The organism is Sphingobium aromaticiconvertens, assembly GCF_037154075.1.
Lineage (GTDB): Bacteria > Pseudomonadota > Alphaproteobacteria > Sphingomonadales > Sphingomonadaceae > Sphingobium > Sphingobium aromaticiconvertens.
Genome location: NZ_JBANRJ010000001.1, coordinates 2,435,395 through 2,457,356 on the forward strand (window position 1 = coordinate 2,435,395; position 21,962 = coordinate 2,457,356).

At 61.2% G+C, this 21,962-nt stretch carries 19 protein-coding genes; 15 read left to right on the forward strand and 4 right to left on the reverse strand.

Annotated features, from left to right (window positions below):
* Positions 1 to 158 precede the first annotated feature (158 nt).
* Positions 159 to 1,667 (forward strand): DUF4139 domain-containing protein, encoded by a 1,509-nt coding sequence (locus WFR25_RS11710; RefSeq protein ID WP_336971068.1) that lies wholly within the window; start codon positions 159 to 161, stop codon positions 1,665 to 1,667.
* A 9-nt stretch (positions 1,668 to 1,676) separates the two neighbouring features.
* The gene (locus WFR25_RS11715; RefSeq protein ID WP_336971070.1) at positions 1,677 to 3,245 is read left to right on the forward strand and encodes a DUF4139 domain-containing protein; all 1,569 of its coding nucleotides are present in this window, start codon (positions 1,677 to 1,679) and stop codon (positions 3,243 to 3,245) included.
* 110 nt (positions 3,246 to 3,355) lie between these two features.
* Here the strand turns inward: WFR25_RS11715 and WFR25_RS11720 are convergent, their stop codons facing one another.
* Both WFR25_RS11720 and WFR25_RS11725 read right to left on the reverse strand, forming a co-directional pair.
* Positions 3,356 to 3,694: a hypothetical protein gene (locus tag WFR25_RS11720; RefSeq protein WP_336971071.1), complete on the reverse strand. Its 339-nt coding sequence runs from the start codon at positions 3,692 to 3,694 to the stop codon at positions 3,356 to 3,358.
* An 87-nt stretch (positions 3,695 to 3,781) separates the two neighbouring features.
* Positions 3,782 to 4,171: a hypothetical protein gene (locus WFR25_RS11725; protein ID WP_336971073.1), complete on the reverse strand. Its 390-nt coding sequence runs from the start codon at positions 4,169 to 4,171 to the stop codon at positions 3,782 to 3,784.
* A 46-nt stretch (positions 4,172 to 4,217) separates the two neighbouring features.
* On the opposite strand from WFR25_RS11725, the gene WFR25_RS11730 reads away from it, so the two are divergent.
* From WFR25_RS11730 to WFR25_RS11790, 13 genes are all read left to right on the forward strand, one after another.
* Positions 4,218 to 4,670: a MarR family winged helix-turn-helix transcriptional regulator gene (locus WFR25_RS11730; protein ID WP_336971074.1), complete on the forward strand. Its 453-nt coding sequence runs from the start codon at positions 4,218 to 4,220 to the stop codon at positions 4,668 to 4,670.
* A 69-nt stretch (positions 4,671 to 4,739) separates the two neighbouring features.
* Positions 4,740 to 5,246 carry a (2Fe-2S)-binding protein gene (locus tag WFR25_RS11735; RefSeq protein WP_336971075.1) on the forward strand — a complete coding sequence of 169 codons (507 nt, stop codon included), beginning with the start codon at positions 4,740 to 4,742 and terminating at the stop codon, positions 5,244 to 5,246.
* On the forward strand, positions 5,243 to 6,229 hold the full coding sequence (locus tag WFR25_RS11740; protein WP_336971077.1) for an FAD binding domain-containing protein: 987 nt from the start codon (positions 5,243 to 5,245) through the stop codon (positions 6,227 to 6,229). The genes WFR25_RS11735 and WFR25_RS11740 overlap by 4 nt, the downstream gene beginning before the upstream one ends.
* A complete protein-coding gene (locus WFR25_RS11745; protein ID WP_336971078.1) occupies positions 6,226 to 8,538 on the forward strand; it encodes a xanthine dehydrogenase family protein molybdopterin-binding subunit in 2,313 nt (770 codons plus the stop codon). The genes WFR25_RS11740 and WFR25_RS11745 overlap by 4 nt, the downstream gene beginning before the upstream one ends.
* 191 nt (positions 8,539 to 8,729) lie before the next feature.
* Positions 8,730 to 9,800 (forward strand): metallophosphoesterase, encoded by a 1,071-nt coding sequence (locus tag WFR25_RS11750; RefSeq protein WP_336971079.1) that lies wholly within the window; start codon positions 8,730 to 8,732, stop codon positions 9,798 to 9,800.
* Positions 9,801 to 10,120: 320 nt separating this feature from the next.
* Positions 10,121 to 10,876: a hypothetical protein gene (locus WFR25_RS11755; protein WP_336971081.1), complete on the forward strand. Its 756-nt coding sequence runs from the start codon at positions 10,121 to 10,123 to the stop codon at positions 10,874 to 10,876.
* A gap of 205 nt (positions 10,877 to 11,081) precedes the next feature.
* Positions 11,082 to 11,405 (forward strand): hypothetical protein, encoded by a 324-nt coding sequence (locus WFR25_RS11760; RefSeq protein ID WP_336971082.1) that lies wholly within the window; start codon positions 11,082 to 11,084, stop codon positions 11,403 to 11,405.
* 80 nt (positions 11,406 to 11,485) lie between these two features.
* Positions 11,486 to 12,205, forward strand: coding sequence for a hypothetical protein (locus WFR25_RS11765; RefSeq protein ID WP_336971083.1), 720 nt, complete (start codon positions 11,486 to 11,488; stop codon positions 12,203 to 12,205).
* Between the two features lie 4 nt (positions 12,206 to 12,209).
* Positions 12,210 to 12,437, forward strand: a complete 228-nt coding sequence (locus WFR25_RS11770; protein ID WP_336971084.1) for a hypothetical protein — start codon at positions 12,210 to 12,212, stop codon at positions 12,435 to 12,437.
* Positions 12,438 to 12,811: 374 nt separating this feature from the next.
* Positions 12,812 to 13,983, forward strand: a protein-coding gene (locus WFR25_RS11775) for an IS3 family transposase (RefSeq protein ID WP_336971085.1) whose coding sequence is annotated in 2 segments (ribosomal slippage) — positions 12,812 to 13,076 and positions 13,076 to 13,983 — 1,173 coding nt in all. Because the reading frame shifts where the segments join, the coding sequence is not laid out codon by codon here.
* Between the two features lie 952 nt (positions 13,984 to 14,935).
* Positions 14,936 to 16,294: a hypothetical protein gene (locus WFR25_RS11780; RefSeq protein ID WP_336971086.1), complete on the forward strand. Its 1,359-nt coding sequence runs from the start codon at positions 14,936 to 14,938 to the stop codon at positions 16,292 to 16,294.
* Positions 16,295 to 16,310: 16 nt separating this feature from the next.
* On the forward strand, positions 16,311 to 17,726 hold the full coding sequence (locus WFR25_RS11785; protein WP_336971087.1) for an acyl-CoA reductase: 1,416 nt from the start codon (positions 16,311 to 16,313) through the stop codon (positions 17,724 to 17,726).
* 4 nt (positions 17,727 to 17,730) lie between these two features.
* Positions 17,731 to 18,786: an aldo/keto reductase gene (locus tag WFR25_RS11790; protein WP_336971089.1), complete on the forward strand. Its 1,056-nt coding sequence runs from the start codon at positions 17,731 to 17,733 to the stop codon at positions 18,784 to 18,786.
* 6 nt (positions 18,787 to 18,792) lie between these two features.
* Here WFR25_RS11790 and WFR25_RS11795 read toward each other — a convergent pair whose 3' ends face one another.
* Complete coding sequence (locus WFR25_RS11795; protein WP_336971091.1) at positions 18,793 to 20,505, reverse strand: N-acyl-D-amino-acid deacylase family protein; 1,713 nt, start codon at positions 20,503 to 20,505, stop codon at positions 18,793 to 18,795.
* Positions 20,502 to 21,959, reverse strand: coding sequence for an acyl-CoA reductase (locus WFR25_RS11800; RefSeq protein ID WP_336971093.1), 1,458 nt, complete (start codon positions 21,957 to 21,959; stop codon positions 20,502 to 20,504). Before WFR25_RS11800 ends, WFR25_RS11795 begins: the two co-directional genes overlap by 4 nt.
* Positions 21,960 to 21,962: the final 3 nt, after the last annotated feature.

The window sequence follows — 21,962 nt, forward strand, 5'->3', positions numbered from 1 at the left end:
AGCGACAGTTGACGCATGGCTGGTCGCCCAACGCTGTCTTTTCCTTCGGTATTGCGATGGATAATTTTTCAAAGACCATGAATAGAGTCGATCGAGGAATAAGCCTCTGGATCGGGTACATCATTTGGGGCATGGTCAAGAACAATATGGGAGGGTTCATGCAGCTGAAATATTCCGCATTGACATCAATTGCTCTTCTGATCCCCCAACTGATTTTTGCGCAGACGCCCAACCTTTCGACCGCCGCGCCTAATGCCCAGGGCGACATTTCTATCACAATCTATAACAATGACCTTGCGCTGGTGCAGGATGTTCGCCGGATCACCCTGTCCGCAGGACGTTCACGCCAGGATTTCCCGGATGTGTCCGCGCGCATTCGTCCGGAAACCGTGACGCTGGCCGGCGAGGGTGTCGGGGTGATCGAGCAGAATTTCGATTATGACCTGCTTTCTCCTTCCGCGTTGATGGAAAAGGCGGTCGGGCAGACCATCACGCTGCTCCGCACCAACCCCGCCACCGGTGCCGAAACGCGCGAGCAGGCCACGGTACTGGCAGCGAACGGTGGCGTGGTGCTGAAGATCGGCGAAAGAATTGAGGTGCTGCGCGACGATGGTTTACCAGTACGGGTCATATTCGCCTCCATCCCGCCCAACCTGCGTGCCCGCCCGACGTTGAGCGTGACGGTCGATGCGCAGCAAGCAGGCGCACGGCCCGTAACGTTGAGTTATCTCACGCCCGGCATGAGCTGGAAATCCGATTATGTCGCCCTCTTCGATGAAAAGGCCGGCAAGCTCGACATGCAGGGCTGGATCACGCTGAACAACAGTACCGGTACCACTTTTGCCAATGCTCGCGCCTTGCTGGTGGCGGGAGAGGTGGGGCAGGTACAACAGCGCTATTCCAGCAATAATGGCGGGCCAACCCGGCCGCGTGGTAACCGGCCCGGCACGGAGAGCGGGGGTGGCGAACGCCTTGGAGATTTTCATGTCTATCCCATTGAGGGACGCACAACGATCGCCAATGCCCAGACCAAGCAAGTAAGCTTCCTTGATGCCTCGGGTGTAACGGCGCAACGTGGCTATGAGTTCAATAACGGCTGGCTGGGAGGCAATGACGAAGCGCAAAGCGTTGCTTCGGTACTGAAATTCTCCAATGCCCGTGCCGCCGGCATCGGCGCTGCGCTACCAGCGGGTACCGTGCGCGTTTACATGCGGGATTCGCATGGCCAAGCCCAGTTCGTGGGCGAAAGCGCCATTCCGCACACACCCGGCGGTTCCACTCTTGCTCTACGCACCGGCGATGCCTTCGATGTAAAGGTACAGGCCATTGTGGAGAAGCGCGATACGATCACCGCCGACGAATGGACACTCACGGATCGCTGGCGGGTCATTTATCCCGACGGCAGCAAGGTGGAAGGCTATGCCGAACGCCCGGAGAAATATTACCGCACCCAGATGCGCTACATCGTCACCAATGCAAAGCCGGGTCCGGTGACCGTTGACGTGGTCCAGTCGGGGCTTGCTCGCTGGTGGTGGTGGCGTGATCTGCGCGTATCGGAGGAAAGCATCAAGGGCGTTCAGGATACAGCGGACCTCCGGCGATGGAACGTGCCGGTGCCCGCCAATGGCAAGACCGAACTGACGGTCACTTTCCTGACCGCCTGGTAAATAGCTGTCATGCGCCGCGTCCGACTGTGGCTGCTACTGATGGTCCTGTGCGGAATACCGTCCGCCGTGCGGGCGCAGTCGCCGGTGGTAATATCGTCAGCGCCCGATAAAGTTGCAGTCACCCTCTACCGCGATCCCGACAGGGGAGAGGATGCGCTGGATCGAGACGAACCCGGTGCTTTCGCTCTCATCGCCGAAACGCGGACGGTCGTGCTTCCGGCTGGGCCGGTCGTGATCCGTTTCGAGGGTGTCGCCAGCGGTATAGTGCCGCAATCAGCGATCCTCTTTGGCGCGCCTCCGCGTGAACGCAATCGCGATGCCGCGTTGCTGTCGCAAAAGGGGCTGGTGGACGCCTTTACGGGGCAGCGGGTTATCCTGCGCCGCACCGATCCCGTGACCGGGAAAACTCTGGAGGAAATGGCGACCGTGCGTTCCGCCGCCGACCGGCTGGTGGTGACGACGCCCCGGGGCGTGGAGGCCATATATTGCTCGGGCCTGCACCAGACCTTGATCTATCCCGAAGCTCCTCCGACCCTCTCCGCAAAGCCTGTACTCACGATGACGACCAAGGACCAGCCAGGCGGCCTTGCAACGATTACCCTTGCCTATATCGCCGCCGGTTTCGATTGGGATGCGACCTATGTCGCTAAGCTGGCTCAGGACGGGCAATCGCTCACATTGCTTGGCTGGTTGACGCTGGCAAGCGCCGACGACACCAGCTTTCCCGATGCCACAGCCTCGGCGGTGGCAGGAAAGGTCAACCGGTCGGAGGATAGCCGTGACAATAGCGGAGAGCGGGTTCGCCGAGAGGCAAGGACTCTGAATAGGGGCAGTGCCTGTTGGCCGGCGGGAACCACCAGCGATCCTGGCTATGGACCAGTTCCGCCTGCACCTGCGCCGATGTTCATGGCGATGGATGCATCCGAGATCGTTGTCACTGCGCGACGACGGCAGGAAATGGTGCAAAGCGCACCCATTGCGGTATCGGTAGTCGCCAAGGCGGAGAATCTGGGAGATCTCAAGCTCTACCGTATCCCCGTGCCCGTTACGGTCGCTGCTCGATCACAGAAGCAGGTGGCGTTTCTCGCGGACAAGGCGGTGAAGGGGGCACTGATCTACCGCGCGAAAATGAACCGGACAGAGCCAGATGATCCCCAGATGCTGTTCCGTTTTCGTAACAACAAGAAAGGTGGGTTGGGCGATCCTCTGCCTGCGGGACGGGTCGTGTTCTATCAGGACAGTCCATGGGGTCGCATGTATATCGGCGAGGGGAGCACGCTCGACAAAGCGGTGGACGAAGATGTCGAGTGGGTCTTTGGTGAAGCGAGTAATCTCACGCTGGAACATGAGGAAGAGTTCGACCCGGCCAAGAAAACCCTGCGCCACAGCGTAATCGTGCGAAATGCCAATCCCTTCCCCGTGCATTTCGAGATGGATTATCCGCTCAATGCAGGCCGGTTCTACAGCGACTTTGGCGGTCGACTGATCGAAAAGCCTGGCAAGCGCGTTTGGGCGCTCACAGTCCCAGCGAACAAAGCTATCCAACTACGCTTTAAATCGGCCGAGCAGAATCAATAAAAGTCAAGCTGCCGGATCTTTGCCCAGCAGAGATATTCGCTTTGGTGCCCGGAATGTCACTCTAACGCTGGAACGGCGATAAAAGGTCGGAAGCCCAAGGCCTAGCCTGATCAGCGTTGCTTCTTCGCCGTAGTCGCGTTGAAATCGGGGGCCTTGTTCGCCACCCAATCGACAAATTTGCGCATGGCGGGGTTGGTCAACAGGCCCTCCACATCCATCCCATGGCGCTGCAGTTCGGAATTGGTGAAATTGGCGATCAGCGTCTGTTGGCAAATGGGATGCATGGGTACAACATCCCGCCCGCCCCGACTCTTGGGCACGGGATGGTGCCAGACAATGGTCTCGCCTGTAGGCCGTCCACAAAGCCAGCAAGATACCACCATCGCCGGAGCATCATCCTCGCGATGCAAGTCTCCAGAGGGGTCATATTTTGAATGTTTGCGGGCCATACATCTACCTGAATTGTCTAAACTTGCGCTGCCCACCTATAGCGGTATGGTCAGCATTACCACATCAGCAATCTCCAGCTAGGGAGTTCACCATGTCGTCGGCCATTCTGCCGCAATGCTTGCCTTGGCGCGGCGTTTTGCGGAACGGGATCGGCGCCAGGCATTTGCGCTAGCATGACGAACTGCGCGAAAATAGCTGCCCTGGTCGGCTTTGCTCATGCCGGACTCGCCATGGCAAATCCAGGCATCGAAACCGGCATAATTGCCAAAATTGAACAGGGCTGAATGTCGGCTTCTGGGAAATAGAATCTGAGCCGCCAACGGCAAAGAGGGGGCGTGTGTTGCCGTCTTGCCGAGTGCTGGAAAGACTAAAAAAAAGGTCGAGCGCAGTCGGGGCCGTTGAATATTCCCAACCGATACGGCCGATAAGAGGCCCTGTGTCTTGAGAGAGCATTCTAAATCGACAATCGCGGACAATCGATTTCCGTCGATTGTGACAAGAGACATCTGGTCACGACCAGCCTTGGCGCGTTATGCGGCGGATATGACTAAGCCTACTGATGACCAACTCGCCACGCTGGGGGCCGCATTCGAAACCTTCACGCGTCGCTACAAGCTTGCCGAAGCGATCGGCGCCGAAAGGCCGCTGAACGAAGTCGACAAGCAGACACTGTTCTACGTGGCCCAGAATCCGGCCTGCGGACCGAGTGACGTGGCGCGATTCCTGGGCACGGCGAACACGACGATTTCGTCCGCGACGGATCGCCTGGTCAAGCGGGGCTTTCTGAAGCGCGCGGGGGTCGAGAGCGACCGCCGGGCTGTGGCGCTGCAGCTTTCGGAAGAGGGACAGTCTTATGTGGCCGTCCAGCTTAAATTGTATCGGGACATGTATCGGCTGATGCTTGAACGTCTGCTGCCCGCAGAGCGTGACCAATTCATCGCGATGATCACAAAAATCGTTTATCACGATGATTGAATAATACGAAATTCGTTCTATCTGGGGAATTGCAGTCGCGCAAGCGGCGTCAAACCAGGAGCGAACGTAATGACGATACGAGTCAATGGCGCGGAGGTTTCGGCACCCGATGATGCGCGAGTCTCGCTGCTCGACCTGCTGCGCGATCAACTGCACCTTACCGGCACCAAGGTCGGCTGCAATCAGGGCGCATGCGGTGCTTGTACGGTCTTGATCGATGGCACGCGTATGCTGTCCTGCCTGACTTTGGCCGTGCAGGCGGACGGTCGATCCGTCACGACGATCGAAGGATTAGGCACTCCCGACAGATTGCATCCGCTCCAAGCCGCGTTCATCGAACATGATGGCTTCCAGTGTGGCTATTGCACGCCGGGGCAAATCTGCGCGGCGGTAGCCATGCTGGATGAAGCCGCTGCGGGCATGCCGAGCTATCTCACCGTTGATCTTATGTCAGATGCGATCACACTTTCTCGCGAAGAAGTGCAGGAGCGTATGAGCGGCAATCTTTGTCGATGTGGCGCCCATAACGGGATCGTCGATGCGATCCTCGATGTTGCAGGGGAGCGTCGGCCATGAACCCTCTGACCTATGTTCGTGCTTCTTCGGTGGCGGATGCACTGCGAATGGGCGGTGAGCAGGGGACTCGCCTGCTCGGCGGCGGCACCAATTTAGTCGACCTGATGCGCAAGGGCGTCGAAGGGCCTTCGCGACTGGTCGACGTCACCGCCTTATCGGACATGATCGAACAGGCGGCAGACGGCAGCCTTGTGATCGGTGCAGCCACTCGCAACGGTGCGGTAGCGGCGCATCCGCTGGTGCGCCGATATTATCCGATGCTGGCACGTGCGATCCTCGCGGGTGCATCGGTACAGGTCCGCAACATGGCGACGGTGGGCGGCAACCTGATGCAGCGGACGCGGTGCATGTACTTCAATGATGTGGCCGGCTCGCGCTGCAACAAGCGTGTGCCGGGCAGCGGTTGCGACGCGATCGGCGGGTTCAACCGATACCACGCGATCCTCGGTGGCTCATCCGCTTGCGTGACCACCCACCCGTCGGACATGTGCGTTGCGCTGGCAGCCCTTGACGCCCGCATCCACATTGCCGGTCCGAACGGAGTGCGCGTCGTTCCGCTGGTCGAGTTCCATCGCCTGCCCGGCGAACGCCCGGACATCGAAACCGTACTCGATCCTGGTGAGATTATCGTCGCGATTGAAATCCCGGTATCCGCCCTCGGCGCCCGGTCGACTTATCGAAAGGTGCGCGACCGGGCGAGCTATGCCTTTGCGCTGGTCTCGGTCGCGGCGGGGCTGACGATGGATGACGGCAGTGTCGACCAAATCCGCGTCGCATTTGGCGGCATTGCCCCCAAGCCGTGGCGCGCGTTCGGGATCGAGCAGGCATTGCGGGGCGGTCTGCTGTCCCCAGACGCGATTGCAGCGGCAATCGAGGTGGAATTTGCGGAGGCCGTGCCCTTGACCGGCAATGGCTTCAAGCGCGAACTGGCGAAGCGGACCCTGACCGCCGTTCTCGTCGAACTGGCGGGAGATGACCGATGACCAAGATCCAGAATGCCGTCATAGGCTCTGTCAGGACCGTCATCGGATGGATGCCGGCCGGTTGGCTACCCGGCGGCACACCCGATCCGCTGATCGGGCGCCACGCCGTGATCGGGCGGCAGGCATCGCGGCTGGACGGACCGCTTAAGGTAAGTGGACAGGCGCGCTTTGCGGCCGAAGTCGTGATGGACGGACTGTCCTATGCCGCGTTGCTGCATAGCCCGGTAACGCGTGGGCGGATCGAACGGCTGGATACCAAGGCGGCGGAGGCGGCGCCGGGCGTGATCCTGGTGCTGACCCATCGCAATATGCCCCGTATCGGCACGCTGCCCCTGATCGGCATGACCGACCTGTCCGCTGTCGGCAATAGTAGCCTGCCAATCCTGCAGGATGCGCAGATCCACTATAATGGCCAGGTCGTCGCGGCAGTGATTGCGCAAACGCAGGAGCAGGCCGACTACGCCGCATCGCTGATCGCGATCGACTATGCGCCGGAACCTGCCAAAACCATTTTCGAGGATGCGAAGGCCGATGCCCGTACACCGGCGTCGGTCCTGATCGAGAAGAATCATGTTTCGGTTGGCAATGCCGATCGCGAACTGATCCGCGCTGCGCATCATATCGACAATATCTATCGAACGCCCGGTCATAATCACAACGCCATCGAACTGCACACCGTCACCGCCGCATGGGAGGGCGATTCCCTGCTGGTCCACGACACGACGCAGATGGTGGCGCCAAGCGCTATAGCGATTGCCAAGCTGTTCGACCTGAAAAAGGAGCAGGTTCGCGTCCTCTCACCATTTGTCGGCGGGGGGTTCGGTGGGAAGGGGTTGTGGGATCACCAGATCGTCGCCATCGCGGTGGCCAGGATGACCGGCCGACCGGTGCGCCTGACCCTCAGCCGCGAAGGCGTCTATCGCATCATCGGCGGTCGAAGTCCGTCCGAACAGCGTGTCGCGATCGGCGCCGATGCGGCGGGCAAGTTCACGGCGCTGGTCCACACCGGCTATTCGGTGATGCCGCCTTATGGCGCTTGCCCCGAGCAATATACGCTGGGTTCGCGCGCGCTTTATGACGCGAAGAGTTTTGAGGTCGTGCAGCGCCATCTCGACCTCAATATCGTGCCCAACACTTTCATGCGCGCGCCTGGTGAGGCGATCGGCACCTTCGCGATCGAGAGCGCGGTTGACGAACTGGCACATGCCATGGGCATCGACCCGATCGAACTGCGCCTGCGTAACATAGCCGATCGTCATCCGATCTCCGGTACGCCCTTTTCCCAGCATGCGCTGAAACAGGCCTATGCCGACGGCGCCGCGCGTTTCGGCTGGGACCGACGGCAGGCGTTGCCGGGCGTGCAGCGCGAGGGGGAATGGCGGATCGGCATGGGCTGCGCGACCGGAAGCTTTCCCTATGCCCGGATGCCCGGCGCCAATGTCCGCATCACGCTGCGCAACGACGGATCGGCGACGGTGTCCTGTTCGGCGCAGGAAATGGGGATGGGCACGGCCACCGTTCAGGCGCAGCACGCGGCCGATCGGCTCGGGCTTCCACTTGAGGCCATTTCGTTCGAGCTTGGCGATTCTGCCTTGCCCGCTGCGCCCATGGCGGGCGGCTCCTCGCAGACGGTGTCGGTTGCCGGTGCAATCATCGCCGGCGCGGAGAAGTTGACGGGCGAATTGCTGCGTCTGGCCGGCAATGCCAGCCCGATCGCGGGCCTGCGCGCCAGCGAAGTTCGACTGACCGGCGAAGGGCTGGCCAGCATCGCCGATCCGACCCGGTATGAGAGTTTTCGCTCGATCCTGGGCAGGGCAGCGCGCGAAGAGGTGACGGTCATGGCTGCGGGCAGCGCGCCGCTCGAAATGTTCAAGTTCGCGATGCACAGTTCGTCTGCGGTCTTCTGCGCGCTGCGGGTCAGCGACGTCACGGGTGAGGTTCGCGTCGATCGCCTGCTCGGCTCGTTCGATTGCGGGACAATCCTCAATCCAAAGACCGCGGCCAGCCAGTTCCGGGGCGGCATGATCATGGGCCTCGGGCTGGCGCTGATGGAAGAGACGCTGTTCGACGAGCGTAGCGGCCGGATCATGAATGCGTCGCTCGCCGACTATCATATCCCCGCGCATCTCGACGTGCCGCAGATCGACGTGATGTGGACCGGCATACCCGATCCCCGTTCGCCACTGGGCGCGCGCGGGATTGGTGAGATCGGCATCACCGGCGTGGCGGCTGCGGTGGCGAACGCGGTTTTCAACGCAACCGGCAAGCGCATTCGTGACCTGCCAATCACTTTGGACAAGCTGTTGTGAACCATGCGCCATCGGTCTGACGCTTATGACCGAAGGATCAAATTTCCTCTTGCCAAGCTGAAATGCCACCGTGATCGAGCGGGCGCTCGTCACATGTACCGGCCGCTGCCAATGCCATCGGAGCAAATGCCATTTTTCACCTGATCATCGCGCTGCCCAGCATTCTGGTCATCACCCGGTTCCTGTGGGCCATGCCGATACCCGTTGTGATAAAAATTACCATAGCCGTCATCCTCCTCATCGTGTCTCAATTTCAACTCTGGAGTCGACTGTCCTCGGGATCGATTTTCTCGCCCGAGTTCCCGCGCGTCATCGTGCTATTCTTCAATTGGGCGGGCGGCGCGATCCTGTTCCTCGCCCTGCTGCAATTGCTGTTCGATGCGGTGATGCTGGGGGCGATGCTAATTCCCGGTAGCGCGATGACCGTGCCTGTCGGCGTCCGGTACGCGATGGCTGCCATCGCTGCGATCCTTGCCGCGATCGGGGTCTATAACGCCGTGCGGGTTCCGCCGGTCAAGGACGTGGACATCGGCGTTCGCGAACTTCCACCGCAGTTCGACGGCTATACCCTTCTGCACATGACGGATATGCACATCAGTCGCCTGTTTCCCGCCGCCTGGACACGCACCGTCGTCGATCGCTCCAACGCACTCGATGTCGATCTGATCGTCGTGACGGGCGATGTCATCGACGGCACCCTTGCGATGCGCCGGGCGGATGTTGAGCCACTCCGCGGCCTGCGCGCGCGCGACGGGGTGTATATGAGTCCGGGCAACCACGAATATTTCCTTGGCTATAGGGAGTGGATGCAGCATTTCACAGACATGGGGATGCACCTGCTTCCGAACCGACATGCCGTTCTGGAGCGAGAGGGTGGCCGTCTTATCCTTGCTGGCGTTACGGATTTATCGGCGCCTGCAACGGGCATGCCCCCACCGGATCTGGCAGCCGCCCTTGACGGTGCGCCGGCTGATGCGCCCATCCTGCTTCTCGACCATCAGCCCGGCGCGGCACGGAAGGCCGCCGCGCGCGGCGTCGCGTTGCAACTTTCCGGCCATACCCATGGCGGGATGATCCCCGGACTGGATCGACTGGTCGCTCTTGGAAATAGTGGATTTGTGTCGGGTTTCTACGCGGTCGATGGTATGTCGCTCTATGTGAACAACGGCACGGGGATTTGGCCCGGCTTTGCAATGCGGTTGGGTCGCCCCTCCGAACTGACCCGGATCACGCTACGCCGAAAAGTCCCGGCGGATAAATAGGGCCTTCCTTTCTATACTGGACCTGACCGACGCTACGCGCGTGACACGCGGCAGAAGCCGCTATTTCGCTACGATTCCGGCTCGCCCTCCCGCAACCCGGCGGAAATGCTGGGTTTTCGTGGTCAACAATCGTAGCAGTCACGCCGCTACGTTGTTGCTACAGTCGCTACTATCGCCGAACCGCCAATCAGCAATATGAGGTTCGATTTTGCTGCAATAGGCGGAACCACTTGTTTTTATTGGGAACATATTGCGGAACTACAGCACAAATAGCTACCGTGTAAGGGCAGTGTATCTTTCATCCGAAAGTGAAGGTCCAAATGTCCGATGAAATTGACATCCGCGTCAGCCTCGATCTTGACCCCGAAGCCGCGATGCTCACCATCGCAGACTACGACGACGACACCGCGTCTTATGTCGGTCCTGCCAAGGCAGCGTTCAGCGAGGCATTTACTTCGTTGCGCGCAATCCACGACGCCAAGGCGGCGGTGGCGGACGACCCGACGCTCAACGAAGCGGGGCAGCTCCTGAAGGTCGATGACTATGCGCAGAAGCGCATGATCGCGAAGGTCTATCCGCTGTGGGACACCGCGTCGTCCAGCCTCAACGCCAAGGTGGAGGCGTGGGAGAAGGAAATGACGAAGGAGGTTGTGTCCCAAGCCTCGCAGATGGTGAGCGGCGAAATCCGCGCCCATTTCAAGGGTCTCAAGAATGACGGCGAACGCCACGCAGCTTTCAGGCAGGCGATGGAGATCGGCGATCAGGTGACCACATCCGCCGTGCTTGGTGCACCCGCCATGCTGTCCGGCTTCGATGAAGAAATGAGGGGCATTCTGCTCCGCGAGTATCACGAGCGGTTCAACCCCGGCCTCGCCAAGCGCCTGCGCGCTGTCACCGCCGCCCGCGACCTCATCGACGGACGCATGGGCGTGCTGAAAAAGGAGGTCGCCAAGGCGGTCGGCACCATCAAGATCAAGGGGAATACCTTCGAACTGCATGGCCAGTATTCCGGCGAGATCACCCCGGCGCAATTGCGCGCACAACGGGACAAATCAAACAAGCCGTTCACCGTCTGACGCTTGTTCTAATCAAATCGAGGGTAGTTCGATGACCGCCACCATCCAGCCCCCGTGGGGCACCGATTGGAAGCCTGTGCCTCCGCCTGTTCCATCCGAACCTCGCGGTCCTGGCAATCCGTCATGGATCGCTGGAGGGCCGTCACCAAATCCTTCTGGCAGGCCCGCAGGCATTCCCGACCGGCGTTTGCTGGCCACACAGCAGATGCTCGACGAGATGCGGAACATCGTGGCGGTGCTGGTCGGGAAGGCATTAGAGGGCGATTCAAACGCTGCCGCGATAATCTTGGCGAAGTGCCTGCCTTCAATAAAGGCTCAGGCCGAGAAGGTGAACTTCCACCTGGACACCGACGCGCCGATCAGCGGGCAGGTCGCCCAGGTGCTTGATGCAATTGCTGGCGGGCTGCTGGCACCCGATGTCGGCCGCCTTATCGTGGAGTCACTGAAAGCCCTCTCCGATGTGAGGCAGGCCGAGGAACTGACCGCCCGCGTTGAGGCTCTTGAGGAGGCGAGCGGTGCCCGAGCGTAAAATGGAATTAATTGCACTTCGCTGCAAAAAAGGCCGAGCGCGACCGGCCATCCTGAAACTCCCATCGTAGGGGCTCCGGCATGAGGATTCAGACAACCCGCAATGTGGTCATCACCGAGCAGCCCGAACCGGATGACGTGTTCGTCTATGTCGGATGGAGCGGTCCCACTGATGATCCCCAAGTGCGCCGCACCATGTCCACGCGCTACATGCCCATCACCGAGTATCAGGCTTGCGTGGATTGGGCTGTCGGGATGGCGGACCAGATGGCGCACCCGCTCTATGTCGTGCCGCTAAATCACCGCGACATACTTTGCACCAGCCGCTTCGACCCGATGCGCGCTGCCATTCAAGGCATGAACGATCAGGAGCGAGGCGAGATGCGGCAGGTCGTAGTGACCACATGCTGCGAGGTCATGCGCGATTGCGATGACCCGGAAATCCGCGCGGATATGTTCGACGTGCTGCGCAAGCTGAAGGTGCATATGAAAGCTGAAGAACCCGGTTCCGCTCGGACGGCGGACAAGTATGGGATGCCCATCGAATACGCGCCGCGCATCGTTGAGCGCCACTTCGGGGTATCGGACGAGCAGCAGCTACTCGCTGGCGGCGTGCTGGACCACAACCTCCGCGTCGCATGTATCGCAACGGCGCTGCTCGAAGGGCGGTCGGTGCCATCTGCGCCTATGGCGGTGCCAGCAACGGAGCCGGAACCCGCGCCTGTGGAAGCGCCGCCCGTTGTGGTCATCACCCAGCGCGCGCGACCGGACAGTCTGCGCGAGCGGTTCGGGCTTAGCTGACCACATGAGTCTCCGGGCACTCCAACGCCGTGTGAAGCGGATTGAGGATGCTCGGAAGCCACGGCCTTCGCCCTTCACCGCTTGGTTCGGCTCGCTGGACGTATGGGTGGAGCTGCAAATCCTGCCCGGTGTTGAGAGCGGGGCGCTCGACCCCGACGACATGATCTTCATTGTCGCTGTGCTGCGGGCTTGGGAGGCCGGTGGCGCATGGGACGTTGCACATGCTCGGTGATAAGGCCATTCACCTTTACGTGAGCGCTATCTTGACAAGTTTTCCAGAGCTGTCACAATTGAGCGTTAGCGAACGACTTATACATCGACTGCGCCGCTAGGAACCTCGCTGGCCAAATCTTTGATTTGAAGCGTAAGCGGCCAGCGAGGTTCCTAGCGGCGCAGTCGAGTGCTTTAACAAGAAAAACAAGAATTCTTGCAGAAATTGGCGAACGAGTCAATCGCGACTTGGTCTTCCCAATGTTATGGCGATTACGGTTAGCCATTCTTCCCATCCTTTTATTCTTACTGTCAAAACTGCTCGACGCACTTTGATCTGCCCCCTGCTGAGTGGCCCAGAGACTATGATAGTCTGGACCACGAAAGGGACATCGAATGCCATTCAAGAAGCACAAGCCTGAAGAGATTATCGGCAAGCTGCGTGAAGTTGAGATCGTGCTGGCGCAGGGCGCGAGCACTGCCGAGGCTTGTCGCCGGATCGCAGTTAGCGAGCAGACCTATTATCGCTGGCGCAAGGAATATGGGGGTCTGAAGACCGATCAAGCGCGGCGGATGAAGGACCTGGAGAAGGAGAACCTGCGGCTGCGCCGGGCGATCTCAGATCTGACCCTGGACAAGCTGATTTTGCAGGAAGCTGCACGGGGAAACTTCTAAGCTCTGCGCGGCGGCGATGCTGTATCGATCATGTGCGCCGGGAGCTTCCGGTATCCGAACGACGGATATGCCGGATGCTGGGCCAGCATCGATCGACGCAGCGCAACGTGCCACGCGGGGCAGATGACGAGCAGGCGTTGACCGAGGACATCATCGCGCTGGCAAAGCAATATGGTCGTTACGGCTATCGCCGGGTGACGGCATTGCTGTGCCATGCGGGATGGACGGTGAATCATAAACGGGTCGAGCGGATTTGGGGGCGTGAGGGGCTCAAGGTCCCGCAACGTCAGCCAAAACGTGGACGCCTGTGGCTCAACGATGGATCATGCATCCGACTGCGCCCGGAATATCCGGGGCATGTATGGGCTTACGACTTTGTCGAAGGTCGCACGCATGATGGCCGAAAGTTCCGCATCCTGACCATCATCGATGAGGCCAGCCGGGAGTGCATGGCGCTCATCGTTGCTCGCCAGCTCAAACATGAGGACGTACTGGCAGCTTTGGCGGACCTGTTCATCTCGCGTGGCCCGCCTGCACATATACGATCCGATAATGGGGCCGAGTTCACCGCCAATGCTGTCCAAAAATGGCTCGGCCAGATCGGCGTGAAGACGCTCTACATCGCACCAGGATCACCATGGGAGAACGGTTATAATGAGAGCTTCAACGGATCGCTGCGCGACGAACTGCTCAATGGCGAGATCTTCTACAGCCTCGCCGAGGCGAAAGTGCTGATCGAAGCGTGGCGGCGGCATTATAACACCGTCCGTCCGCACAGCAGCTTGGGATATCGACCACCAGCCCCGGAAACGGCTTCACCGCCATATCCGGTCTCCGGTTCCGCTTCGCTCCACCTCCGCCCGGATATAGCGGCGGCGAGCATAATCCATTAACAATCAACACGGCCCACTCGGTGGGGGCAGATCACTTGGGCTCGAACCAAGGACCCGCTGATTAAGAGACCAGTCTGGAGTGGCATATTGTGTAGCAAATTCAGGTGCTTGACTGCATCCGCGCTAGATCAGCTGCTCGATATGCCACAACGGACGATTGTTGATAATAATGGGCAACGCACAAATTTGGACACAGCAGGGGAGGGCGGCGGGAAGGCGAGCTGACCTGCTGCGGAGCATGCGGATGTCGATGGGGCTGCACCGCCGGTCCGCCTTGCGGCAAGAATTTGCATCATGCAGCCGGGCCGTTTTTCGGCAAGGGTTGGGACATTCTGCTCGGTCGGCTTTGGAGCGCGCCTGTGGCCAAAGCTGCCATTGTAGCGGTAGCCTTCATTTTCTCCTTTGCGCCACTTTTTGCCGTTCCGGAATAAAGATGATGATTCTGGAAGCCGCCCTTCATTCATCTCCACACAATGCACGGCCCAAGCGCCTCAAATTCTTAATGGGGATGGCGTTATGGGTGGGAAAGCGACTGTTAGCTTCCTAGGCAAAGGAAGCTCAATAGCGGACGTTCAGGCCTCCCTATGGCAACGCGCGAAGGTCAAGGCGTTCGACTTTAGGTCGGATACGACATCGGTGAGGTTGCAGCCCCCGTCGCATACGTCTGGTAAAGATACATCATCGGCAAACTCGCGTCGCTCTCCCGCTTTCATACTGTTTGGGGGCGGCCAAGCCATCGCTATCTGTCGTTCGTTAACCTTCTGTCACCCAGACAGAACCATTCATCACAGCGATCAGTCACGGACCGGCCGGGATCGGGGAAATAGCGACCCCGACCGGCTTTTTGGCCGGATGGCGACGGTTCGTCGCTTCTGTAAAAGCAATTGTGCGGGGCTTTCAGGCCTCCATCGCCTAATCCTCGGCTGCAAACCAATGCACAAGAGGATGCCGCATGACCGCCGTAGAAGAGTTGATCGCCTACGCAAAGACCGCCGATCCGTTTCGGAACGCGCCTGACAATCTTGCCGAGCTTCAGATGGAAGCCGTCCGTGAGCGCTTTGCGGAGCGGCGGCAGCAGATCAGGGTGCTCGACAAGCGCGCGAAGGAAATGGGCATCGATTCAGTAGACATTCTGGACGATATCGTACCGCTGCTGTTCGCCCACACCAATTACAAAAGCTATCCCGAGGCCTTTGTGGACGGCGGCCAATGGAAGCATATGAATATGTGGCTGGGTACGCTCTCCACCTATTCCACCGCTAATATCGACGTCTCCGGGGTTCAGGACATCGACGGATGGATCGATGCTTGCCACGATGCCGGTCATTTCATCTATGCGTCGAGCGGCACGTCCGGCAAATCATCCTTCCTCAACCAGACAATGCAGGACCGGGAATATTGCGTGCCGGCCTGCCTCGCGGCATTCGATCTTTCGACGCCGGGATTCAAACCGCACCATGACCGTTCGGTCTTCACGATGATGCCCACCAAGGGCACGCACAAGATGACCGAGGTCAGCACGCGGCACTTCGAGCGCTGGGCCGCGCCCGGCGAACTTCACCGCTTGAGCAACGATCCGATCCGGGCGATGGACGCGATGCGCCCAGCGCAGCTTCGCCGCCTACTGGCCGCGGGCAAGGTGGGACCGGCGGAGGTTGCGGCCTATGAGGATCAGGTGGCGGCCCGGCAGGCGTGCCGCGCCGACGAGCTGACGGTCTGGATCGACACGATTGCGGACCGTCGCCACGGGCCGATTTATATCGGTGCGATGTGGGGCGTGCTGTGGCAGCTGGTCGAGGCGCTGCGTACGCGCGGGATACAGGACGGCGATTTCCATCCGGAGATGATCATTTCCACCGGTGGCGGCACCAAGGGCGCCAAGGTTCCGGACGATTACAAGGAGCAGATCACCCGCTTTTTCGGCGTCACTAAGGATCGGCTGTCGAACAGCTATGCCATGGTCGAAATGAGCGGATTCTGCGCGCTGATCCAGCCGCATGACGTCTATGCGACGCCGCCGTGGCTGGTGCCGCTGATCCTAGACAAGGGGGGCGAGAAGTTGCTCAATCCCGCCGACCGCAAAGGCACCGTCGAAGGGCGCATGGCGTTTTTCGACATTCTGGCCGATGGCCGGTGGGGCGGAATCATCTCCGGCGACAAAGTGCTGGTCGAATTCGGTTCCAACCTCGACGGGGTCAAGACGCCGATCATCCGATCGATCAATCGCTATCAGGATCTGGAAGAGGGTGAGGACAAGCTGACCTGCGCCGGGTCGATCGACTCCTATGTGCGCGGTTCCATCACGGCCTAAACGAAAGGAACGTTCGATGTTGCATGAAATCATTCAGGACGAGCGCATCGTCGTCCCCCATGTCATCAAGGGCGAAACGATCATCGACGCGGCGGTCGAGCACAAGTCGCGTGCGACCGGCGATATCGTCATGACACCCGCCATCGACCTGGATTCGCTGATCTGGTCCCGGCGCGAGCCCGGCCCGGCGTTCGACACGCCGCTCGCGGAGATCGTCGATTTCCTCGCAGAGGTCGGCAAGGCGCTGGACTTCGATCGCAACGCCCATCTGCAAGAGGCTGCGCTCCGCAACCTGCGCTGCAACAATCTCGGCGCGCGCATCCTGGAGAATTGCTACCGCGACATTGCGCGCTTCTTCGATCGCGATGCGGTGGAAGCCGAAGCGGCGGGATCGCTTGGCCCGCTGGATGCCGTCGATGGCTGGCAAACGCGTGAGGTACGCGGCAATCGTGTCGACATACGCGCATTCCCGCCGCGCGTCGTCCATATACTGGCCGGAAATGCGCCCATCGTTCCGCCTATCACCATCGTGCGCGGTGCGATCAGCAAGGGCGTTCACCTGCTCAAGATGCCGTCGAACGACATGTTTACCGCGACGGCGCTGCTCCGCACCATGGCGGATGTCGGCCCCAACTACCCCGTCACACGCTCCTTTTCCGCCGCCTATTGGCGCGGCGGCGATCAGGCGATCGAGGGCAATGTCTTTCGCTCACAATATTATGACAAGCTGGCGGTGTGGGGCGGCGATGCCGCTGTGCGTCATGCGATGAAATATGCAGCGCCCGGATTCGAGATCATCTCCTTCGATCCCAAGGTCTCCATCTCTCTGGTGGGCAACGAAGCCTTCGCCAGCGACCAGACCGTGCGCCAGGCCGCCGCGCAGGGCGCCGCCGATGTCGTCGCGTTCAATCAGGATGCGTGCAGCTGCGCCCGCTTCCAGTTCATCGAGGGCGATACCGATCAGGTCGACGCCTATTGCGAAAGACTGGTCGAAGAAATGGCCAAGGACAGCCATTATGGCACCGGCGTCGGCGGGCCGACGCCGGTGCAGCCGATCCTGGAGGAACTGGACATGCTCGGCATGCTGGAGCCGGTCTACCGCGTCTTTGGTCAGGCCGACGGCGGCGGTATCGTGATCCGTTCGAGCGAGCCGGTGGCGTTCAATCCCGGCGGCAAGCTCGTCAATGTCGTACAAGTCGATCGGCTGCAGGACGCGCTGGAGCATGTCACCGTCGCCACACAGTCGGTCGGCGTCTATCCGCCCGCGCGCATTGCGGACCTGCGCGACGGGCTCGCTGCCGCCGGCGTGCAACGCATCGTAGGACTGGGGAACATCAACGCCGGGAAATTCGGTGGTACGCCCCATGACGGCGGTTGGCCGCTACACCGGATGATGCACTGGGTTGTAACCGAAAATCCTCGGAGTTGTTGAACAGATGACGTCCCCACTCTCACTCGACCATTACCGCCTGCTCGGACGTTCCGGCCTGCGCGTTTCGCCGCTGTGCCTGGGCACCATGACTTTCGGCGAGACATGGGGCGCCGACGAGGCGGAGTCCCGCCGCATCTTCGACGCCTATGTCGATCAGGGCGGCAATTTCGTGGATACCGCCGGCTATTATGCCCAGGGCCGATCGGAAGCGTTGACCGGCAAATTCGCGAAGGAAAAGCGGGAGCGGTTGGTGCTGTCGACCAAATATTCGCTCGCGGTCGGGCAGGGGGATCCCAATGCCGCCGGTAACGGGCGCAAGAATATGGTCCGCGCGGTGGAGGATAGTCTCAGACGGATGAACACCGACAGGATCGACCTTCTCTTCCTCCACGTATGGGACGACACGACGCCCGCGGACGAAATATTGCGCGGGTTCGACGACCTCGTCCGTCAGGGCAAAATTCTCTACATCGGCATATCGGATACGCCCGCCTGGCAGGTGACGCGGCTCCAGACCATCGCCGAATTGCGCGGGTGGACACAGTTTGCGGCGCTGCAAGTGGAATATAGTCTGCTCCAGCGCGCGACGGAGCGGGACTTGATCCCGGCGGCAAAGACACTGGGTCTGGGCGTCATGCCCTGGTCGCCGCTGGCCAGCGGGCTGCTGTCGGGCAAATATGCGACCAGCGCGCAGGCGCCGTCCGATCCGGCGGGCGGTCGCGGCGCGATGATCGAGGCGGTGGGCCGCGTCACACCTGCGACGGTGGCGGTGGCGGATGCGGTGCAGGCAATCGCCGATGAGGTTGCCGCGACATCGGCCCAGGTCGCCATCGCGTGGACTCTGGTCAACCCCGCTGTCGCGTCGCCGCTGCTGGGCGCGCGGACGCTTCGCCAGTTCGACGACAATATCGGGGCGCTGTGCATCTCGCTGTCTGCAGATCATCTCGCCCGGCTCGACGCGGTAAGCCGGATCGACCTCGGCTTTCCGCACGATTTCCTGAGCTATGACTTCATCCGGGCGGGCCTGACGGGCGGCACCGAAGTCCGCCCGCGCGTCTGATCCCGTTTAGTCGCGTCCTCCACGAACCAGTCGACCGGGCCTTGCGCCGGTCGGCTGGCCATCCCGCTGGATCACCACGCCGTTGACGATGGTGGTCACATAGCCCTCCGCATCCTGCATGAGGCGCCGTCCGCCGCCGGGCAGGTCATAGGCGGCGCGGGGGCTGTGCAGGCGAAGGCTGGCATGGTCGATGACATTGATGTCCGCCTTTAGTCCGACCTTCAACCGTCCGCGATCCGCAAGGCCGAGGAAATCGGCGTTCTCGGCGCTCAGTGCCTTGATCGCCCATGGCAGACTCACCCGCTCGCCCTTGCGATCACGCGTCCAGAAAGTGAGCAGCGTGGTGGGATAGCTGGAATCGCTGATCAGACCATAATGCGCGCCGCCGTCGCCCAGACCGATCACACTTTCCGGATCGCGCATCATGGCGAGCGCCGCATCCAGATTGCCATCGCAATAGTTAGAGAAGGGCGCGAACAGCAACGCCCGCCCTTCGTCGCGCAGCAGCCATTCATAGGCCATGTCGACAGGCGCAATGCCGCGCTCCGCGGCCAGCGCCGCAACGGTGCGATCCGCGCCGGGCTCGTAATCCGGTAGGCTGTCGAGCACGTAGATGGCGTCGAAATTACGCATCAGGGCGTTCATCCCGGCGAGCGGCTCGCCGGATTGCTCCTCCGTCAGAAGCCGCGCCCGCATTGCCGGGGCGCGCAGGGCCGCGACACGTTCGGCGAGGGGCAGCGCCGCCAGAGGCGCGTAGCTGGGGCACGCGCTGAACGGGTGGAAGGAGGTGTCAAGCCCGCAGATGACGCCCATGGGGCGCGGAAAAACCTGCGCGTGTAACCGGGTGCCCCGGGCGGCGTTATAGCCGCGCATCGCCTCTATCGTGCGTTTCCAGCCGGTCCGGTCGCTTCCCCATTGGGCGAGTGAATAGGTGACCGGCCGCTGCGATTCCGTTGCCATCCGCTGGAGCAGGCCGACATCGAGATCATAATCGGCGGAATCGAGGTTGGGGATCATCTGAAGCACGCCGCGCCCCAGTCGCCCGACCGCGCCGGCGATGGACGCCAGTTCCTCGGTCGCGGCGTGAAAGCTCGGTATATGTTCGCCGTCGCCGCGCCGGTGGACCATGGTGCGCGATGTGGCAAAGCCCACAGCCCCGGCTTTCAGCCCTTCGGTGACGAGCGCGGCCATGCGGGCGATATCGTCCTGCGTCGCAGCTTCGCGGTCCAGGCCGCGCTGGCCCATCACATAGACGCGGATCGGCGAATGGGGCACATAGACCGCGACATCGATATCCCATGACCGCGCGTCGAGGGCGTCCATAAATTCGGGGAAGCTTTCCCAGTTCCACGGCAGGCCGCGCGCCATCACCGCCTCGGGAATATCCTCGACCCCCTCCATCACGTTGATCAGGGCGGCCCGGTCGTCTGGGCGGCAGGGCGCGAAGCCGACTCCGCAATTGCCGATCACCACTGTCGTCACGCCGTGAGAGGAGGAGGGGGCGAGTGTTTCGGACCAGGTGACCTGCCCGTCATAATGGGTGTGGATATCGACGAAGCCGGGTGTGACCATCAACCCCCTGGCGTCGATCTCCTCCCGGCCCGGCGCCACATCGCCGATCGCGGCGATGCGCCCGTCGGACACGCCGACGTCCGCAGCATAGGGTGTGCCGCCATTGCCGTCGATGACGGTGCCGCCGCGGATGACGAGATCCATCATCCCGCCAGTCCTTCCAGCATCGACCCGTCGGCGCTCTCCTCCGTCACCCATTTGACCATCCGGCGGACCGGTTCGATCGCATCCTGTTTTTCCATATTATGCTGCATCGTCGCGGCGCCGCCGAGCGACACCAGGCGTTGTGCGCCCTGGAAGGCCAGGCGGTCGCGAAGCCTCTCCTTGAGGGATTCGGGAAATATCCCGATCGTCTGGGTATAGGCGTTGACCGAACGCACCGCCGTCTCGAAGGAATCGATCGGGACGATGTTGCCGACGCGGCAGGCAAGGTCGCGCGAGAAGTCGACCGGATAATCCTCCTGGCTGACGATCAGCGCGCCTTCGTTGCCGCGGCCGCCGAACACGCGATATTCCTCGTCCTGTAGGCGGACAGCGTCAATCTCCGACTTGAGGGCTTGATCGAACGCCTTGTGGGGCGTGCTGAGGTGCAGGGGAAGATGCTGGAGCGCGGCGAAGGTCAGTTCGCCGAGGCGATTGGCGCGCTCCACGCCATCTTCGTCGGTGCCGGATTCCACATAGATGACCCGTGCGCTGACGCAGCCTTCCTGATTCTGCGCGCCCACGTCCAACGCCAGCCGTTTGGCGACCGACTGCAACGTCGCATCGTCGGCAAAGGCTTCCTTGCCGATAATGGTGCCGCTCATCTTGGGATCCTGGGTGATCAGGTCGATGCCGGGCTGGAGATATTGGGTGATATGCTTGACCGAATCGAAGCCGCCCCAGGCCACGATCTTCTCGACCCCGCGCGGGTCGTAGATCGCTTCCTCGATCGCCTGATCGCCGCCCTTCCAATAGGCGACGGAGATATGTTTGGTGATCGGATGATCGGGCGCCATCTCGACCATGGTGCGGACGAGCGCGACGGCGGTCAGCGGGTCGTTGGACGGGAGTTTTATCACCGCGTCCGAACGCGTCAGCGCATTCCGGATCACGGTCAATATGCTCACGATGGGCGCGTTGCCGGCGATGACGTGAATGGTTCGCGCGCCAAAGGCACGGGTCCGGGCCGACAGGCCGGTGAAGCGACTTGGCCCCTGATCGACCCAGCCCTCCAGATAGTCGACGCCGCAGCTCCGCTCCATCATCGCGCGCATCTCGGCGCGATCGAACATCCCGCCGAGGTGGGAATAATGGAACCGCAATATGCTCTCCGACAGTCCTGAGGTGATGCACGAGAGCCGGAAGGCCTCCTGCACATGCTGGTTGCTCTCGAAATCGAGCCGCTGGCCGAGCGCGACCAGATAATCGAGAATATCCTCGAAGCTGATCGTATAGAGGTCCGCCATATGCGAGGGGGTCCGCAGCGTCAGCTTGCCGATATGTTCGGCAAGGTCGGGCGCGCGGAAGCTGGCGCCGCCCCGGCGGCCGCCATGCACGATCGTGGCATTGGCGATGATTTCGCCGCGGATGATCAGTGGGACATGGAATTCGTGGGACATCGT

Excerpts from the sequence above, each read along its gene's own strand:
- WFR25_RS11745 (WP_336971078.1), top strand. The coding sequence starts at position 6,226 with ATGACCAAGATCCAGAATGCCGTCATAGGCTCTGTCAGGACCGTCATC.
- WFR25_RS11800 (WP_336971093.1), bottom strand. The coding sequence starts at position 21,959 with ATGTCCCACGAATTCCATGTCCCACTGATCATCCGCGGCGAAATCATC.
- WFR25_RS11795 (WP_336971091.1), bottom strand. The coding sequence starts at position 20,505 with ATGATGGATCTCGTCATCCGCGGCGGCACCGTCATCGACGGCAATGGC.
- WFR25_RS11790 (WP_336971089.1), top strand. The coding sequence starts at position 17,731 with ATGACGTCCCCACTCTCACTCGACCATTACCGCCTGCTCGGACGTTCC.
- WFR25_RS11755 (WP_336971081.1), top strand. The coding sequence starts at position 10,121 with ATGTCCGATGAAATTGACATCCGCGTCAGCCTCGATCTTGACCCCGAA.
- WFR25_RS11770 (WP_336971084.1), top strand. The coding sequence starts at position 12,210 with ATGAGTCTCCGGGCACTCCAACGCCGTGTGAAGCGGATTGAGGATGCT.
- WFR25_RS11715 (WP_336971070.1), top strand. The coding sequence starts at position 1,677 with ATGCGCCGCGTCCGACTGTGGCTGCTACTGATGGTCCTGTGCGGAATA.
- WFR25_RS11710 (WP_336971068.1), top strand. The coding sequence starts at position 159 with ATGCAGCTGAAATATTCCGCATTGACATCAATTGCTCTTCTGATCCCC.
- WFR25_RS11785 (WP_336971087.1), top strand. The coding sequence starts at position 16,311 with ATGTTGCATGAAATCATTCAGGACGAGCGCATCGTCGTCCCCCATGTC.
- WFR25_RS11740 (WP_336971077.1), top strand. The coding sequence starts at position 5,243 with ATGAACCCTCTGACCTATGTTCGTGCTTCTTCGGTGGCGGATGCACTG.
- WFR25_RS11760 (WP_336971082.1), top strand. The coding sequence starts at position 11,082 with ATGCTCGACGAGATGCGGAACATCGTGGCGGTGCTGGTCGGGAAGGCA.
- WFR25_RS11735 (WP_336971075.1), top strand. The coding sequence starts at position 4,740 with ATGACGATACGAGTCAATGGCGCGGAGGTTTCGGCACCCGATGATGCG.
- WFR25_RS11765 (WP_336971083.1), top strand. The coding sequence starts at position 11,486 with ATGAGGATTCAGACAACCCGCAATGTGGTCATCACCGAGCAGCCCGAA.
- WFR25_RS11750 (WP_336971079.1), top strand. The coding sequence starts at position 8,730 with ATGCCGATACCCGTTGTGATAAAAATTACCATAGCCGTCATCCTCCTC.
- WFR25_RS11780 (WP_336971086.1), top strand. The coding sequence starts at position 14,936 with ATGACCGCCGTAGAAGAGTTGATCGCCTACGCAAAGACCGCCGATCCG.
- WFR25_RS11720 (WP_336971071.1), bottom strand. The coding sequence starts at position 3,694 with ATGGCCCGCAAACATTCAAAATATGACCCCTCTGGAGACTTGCATCGC.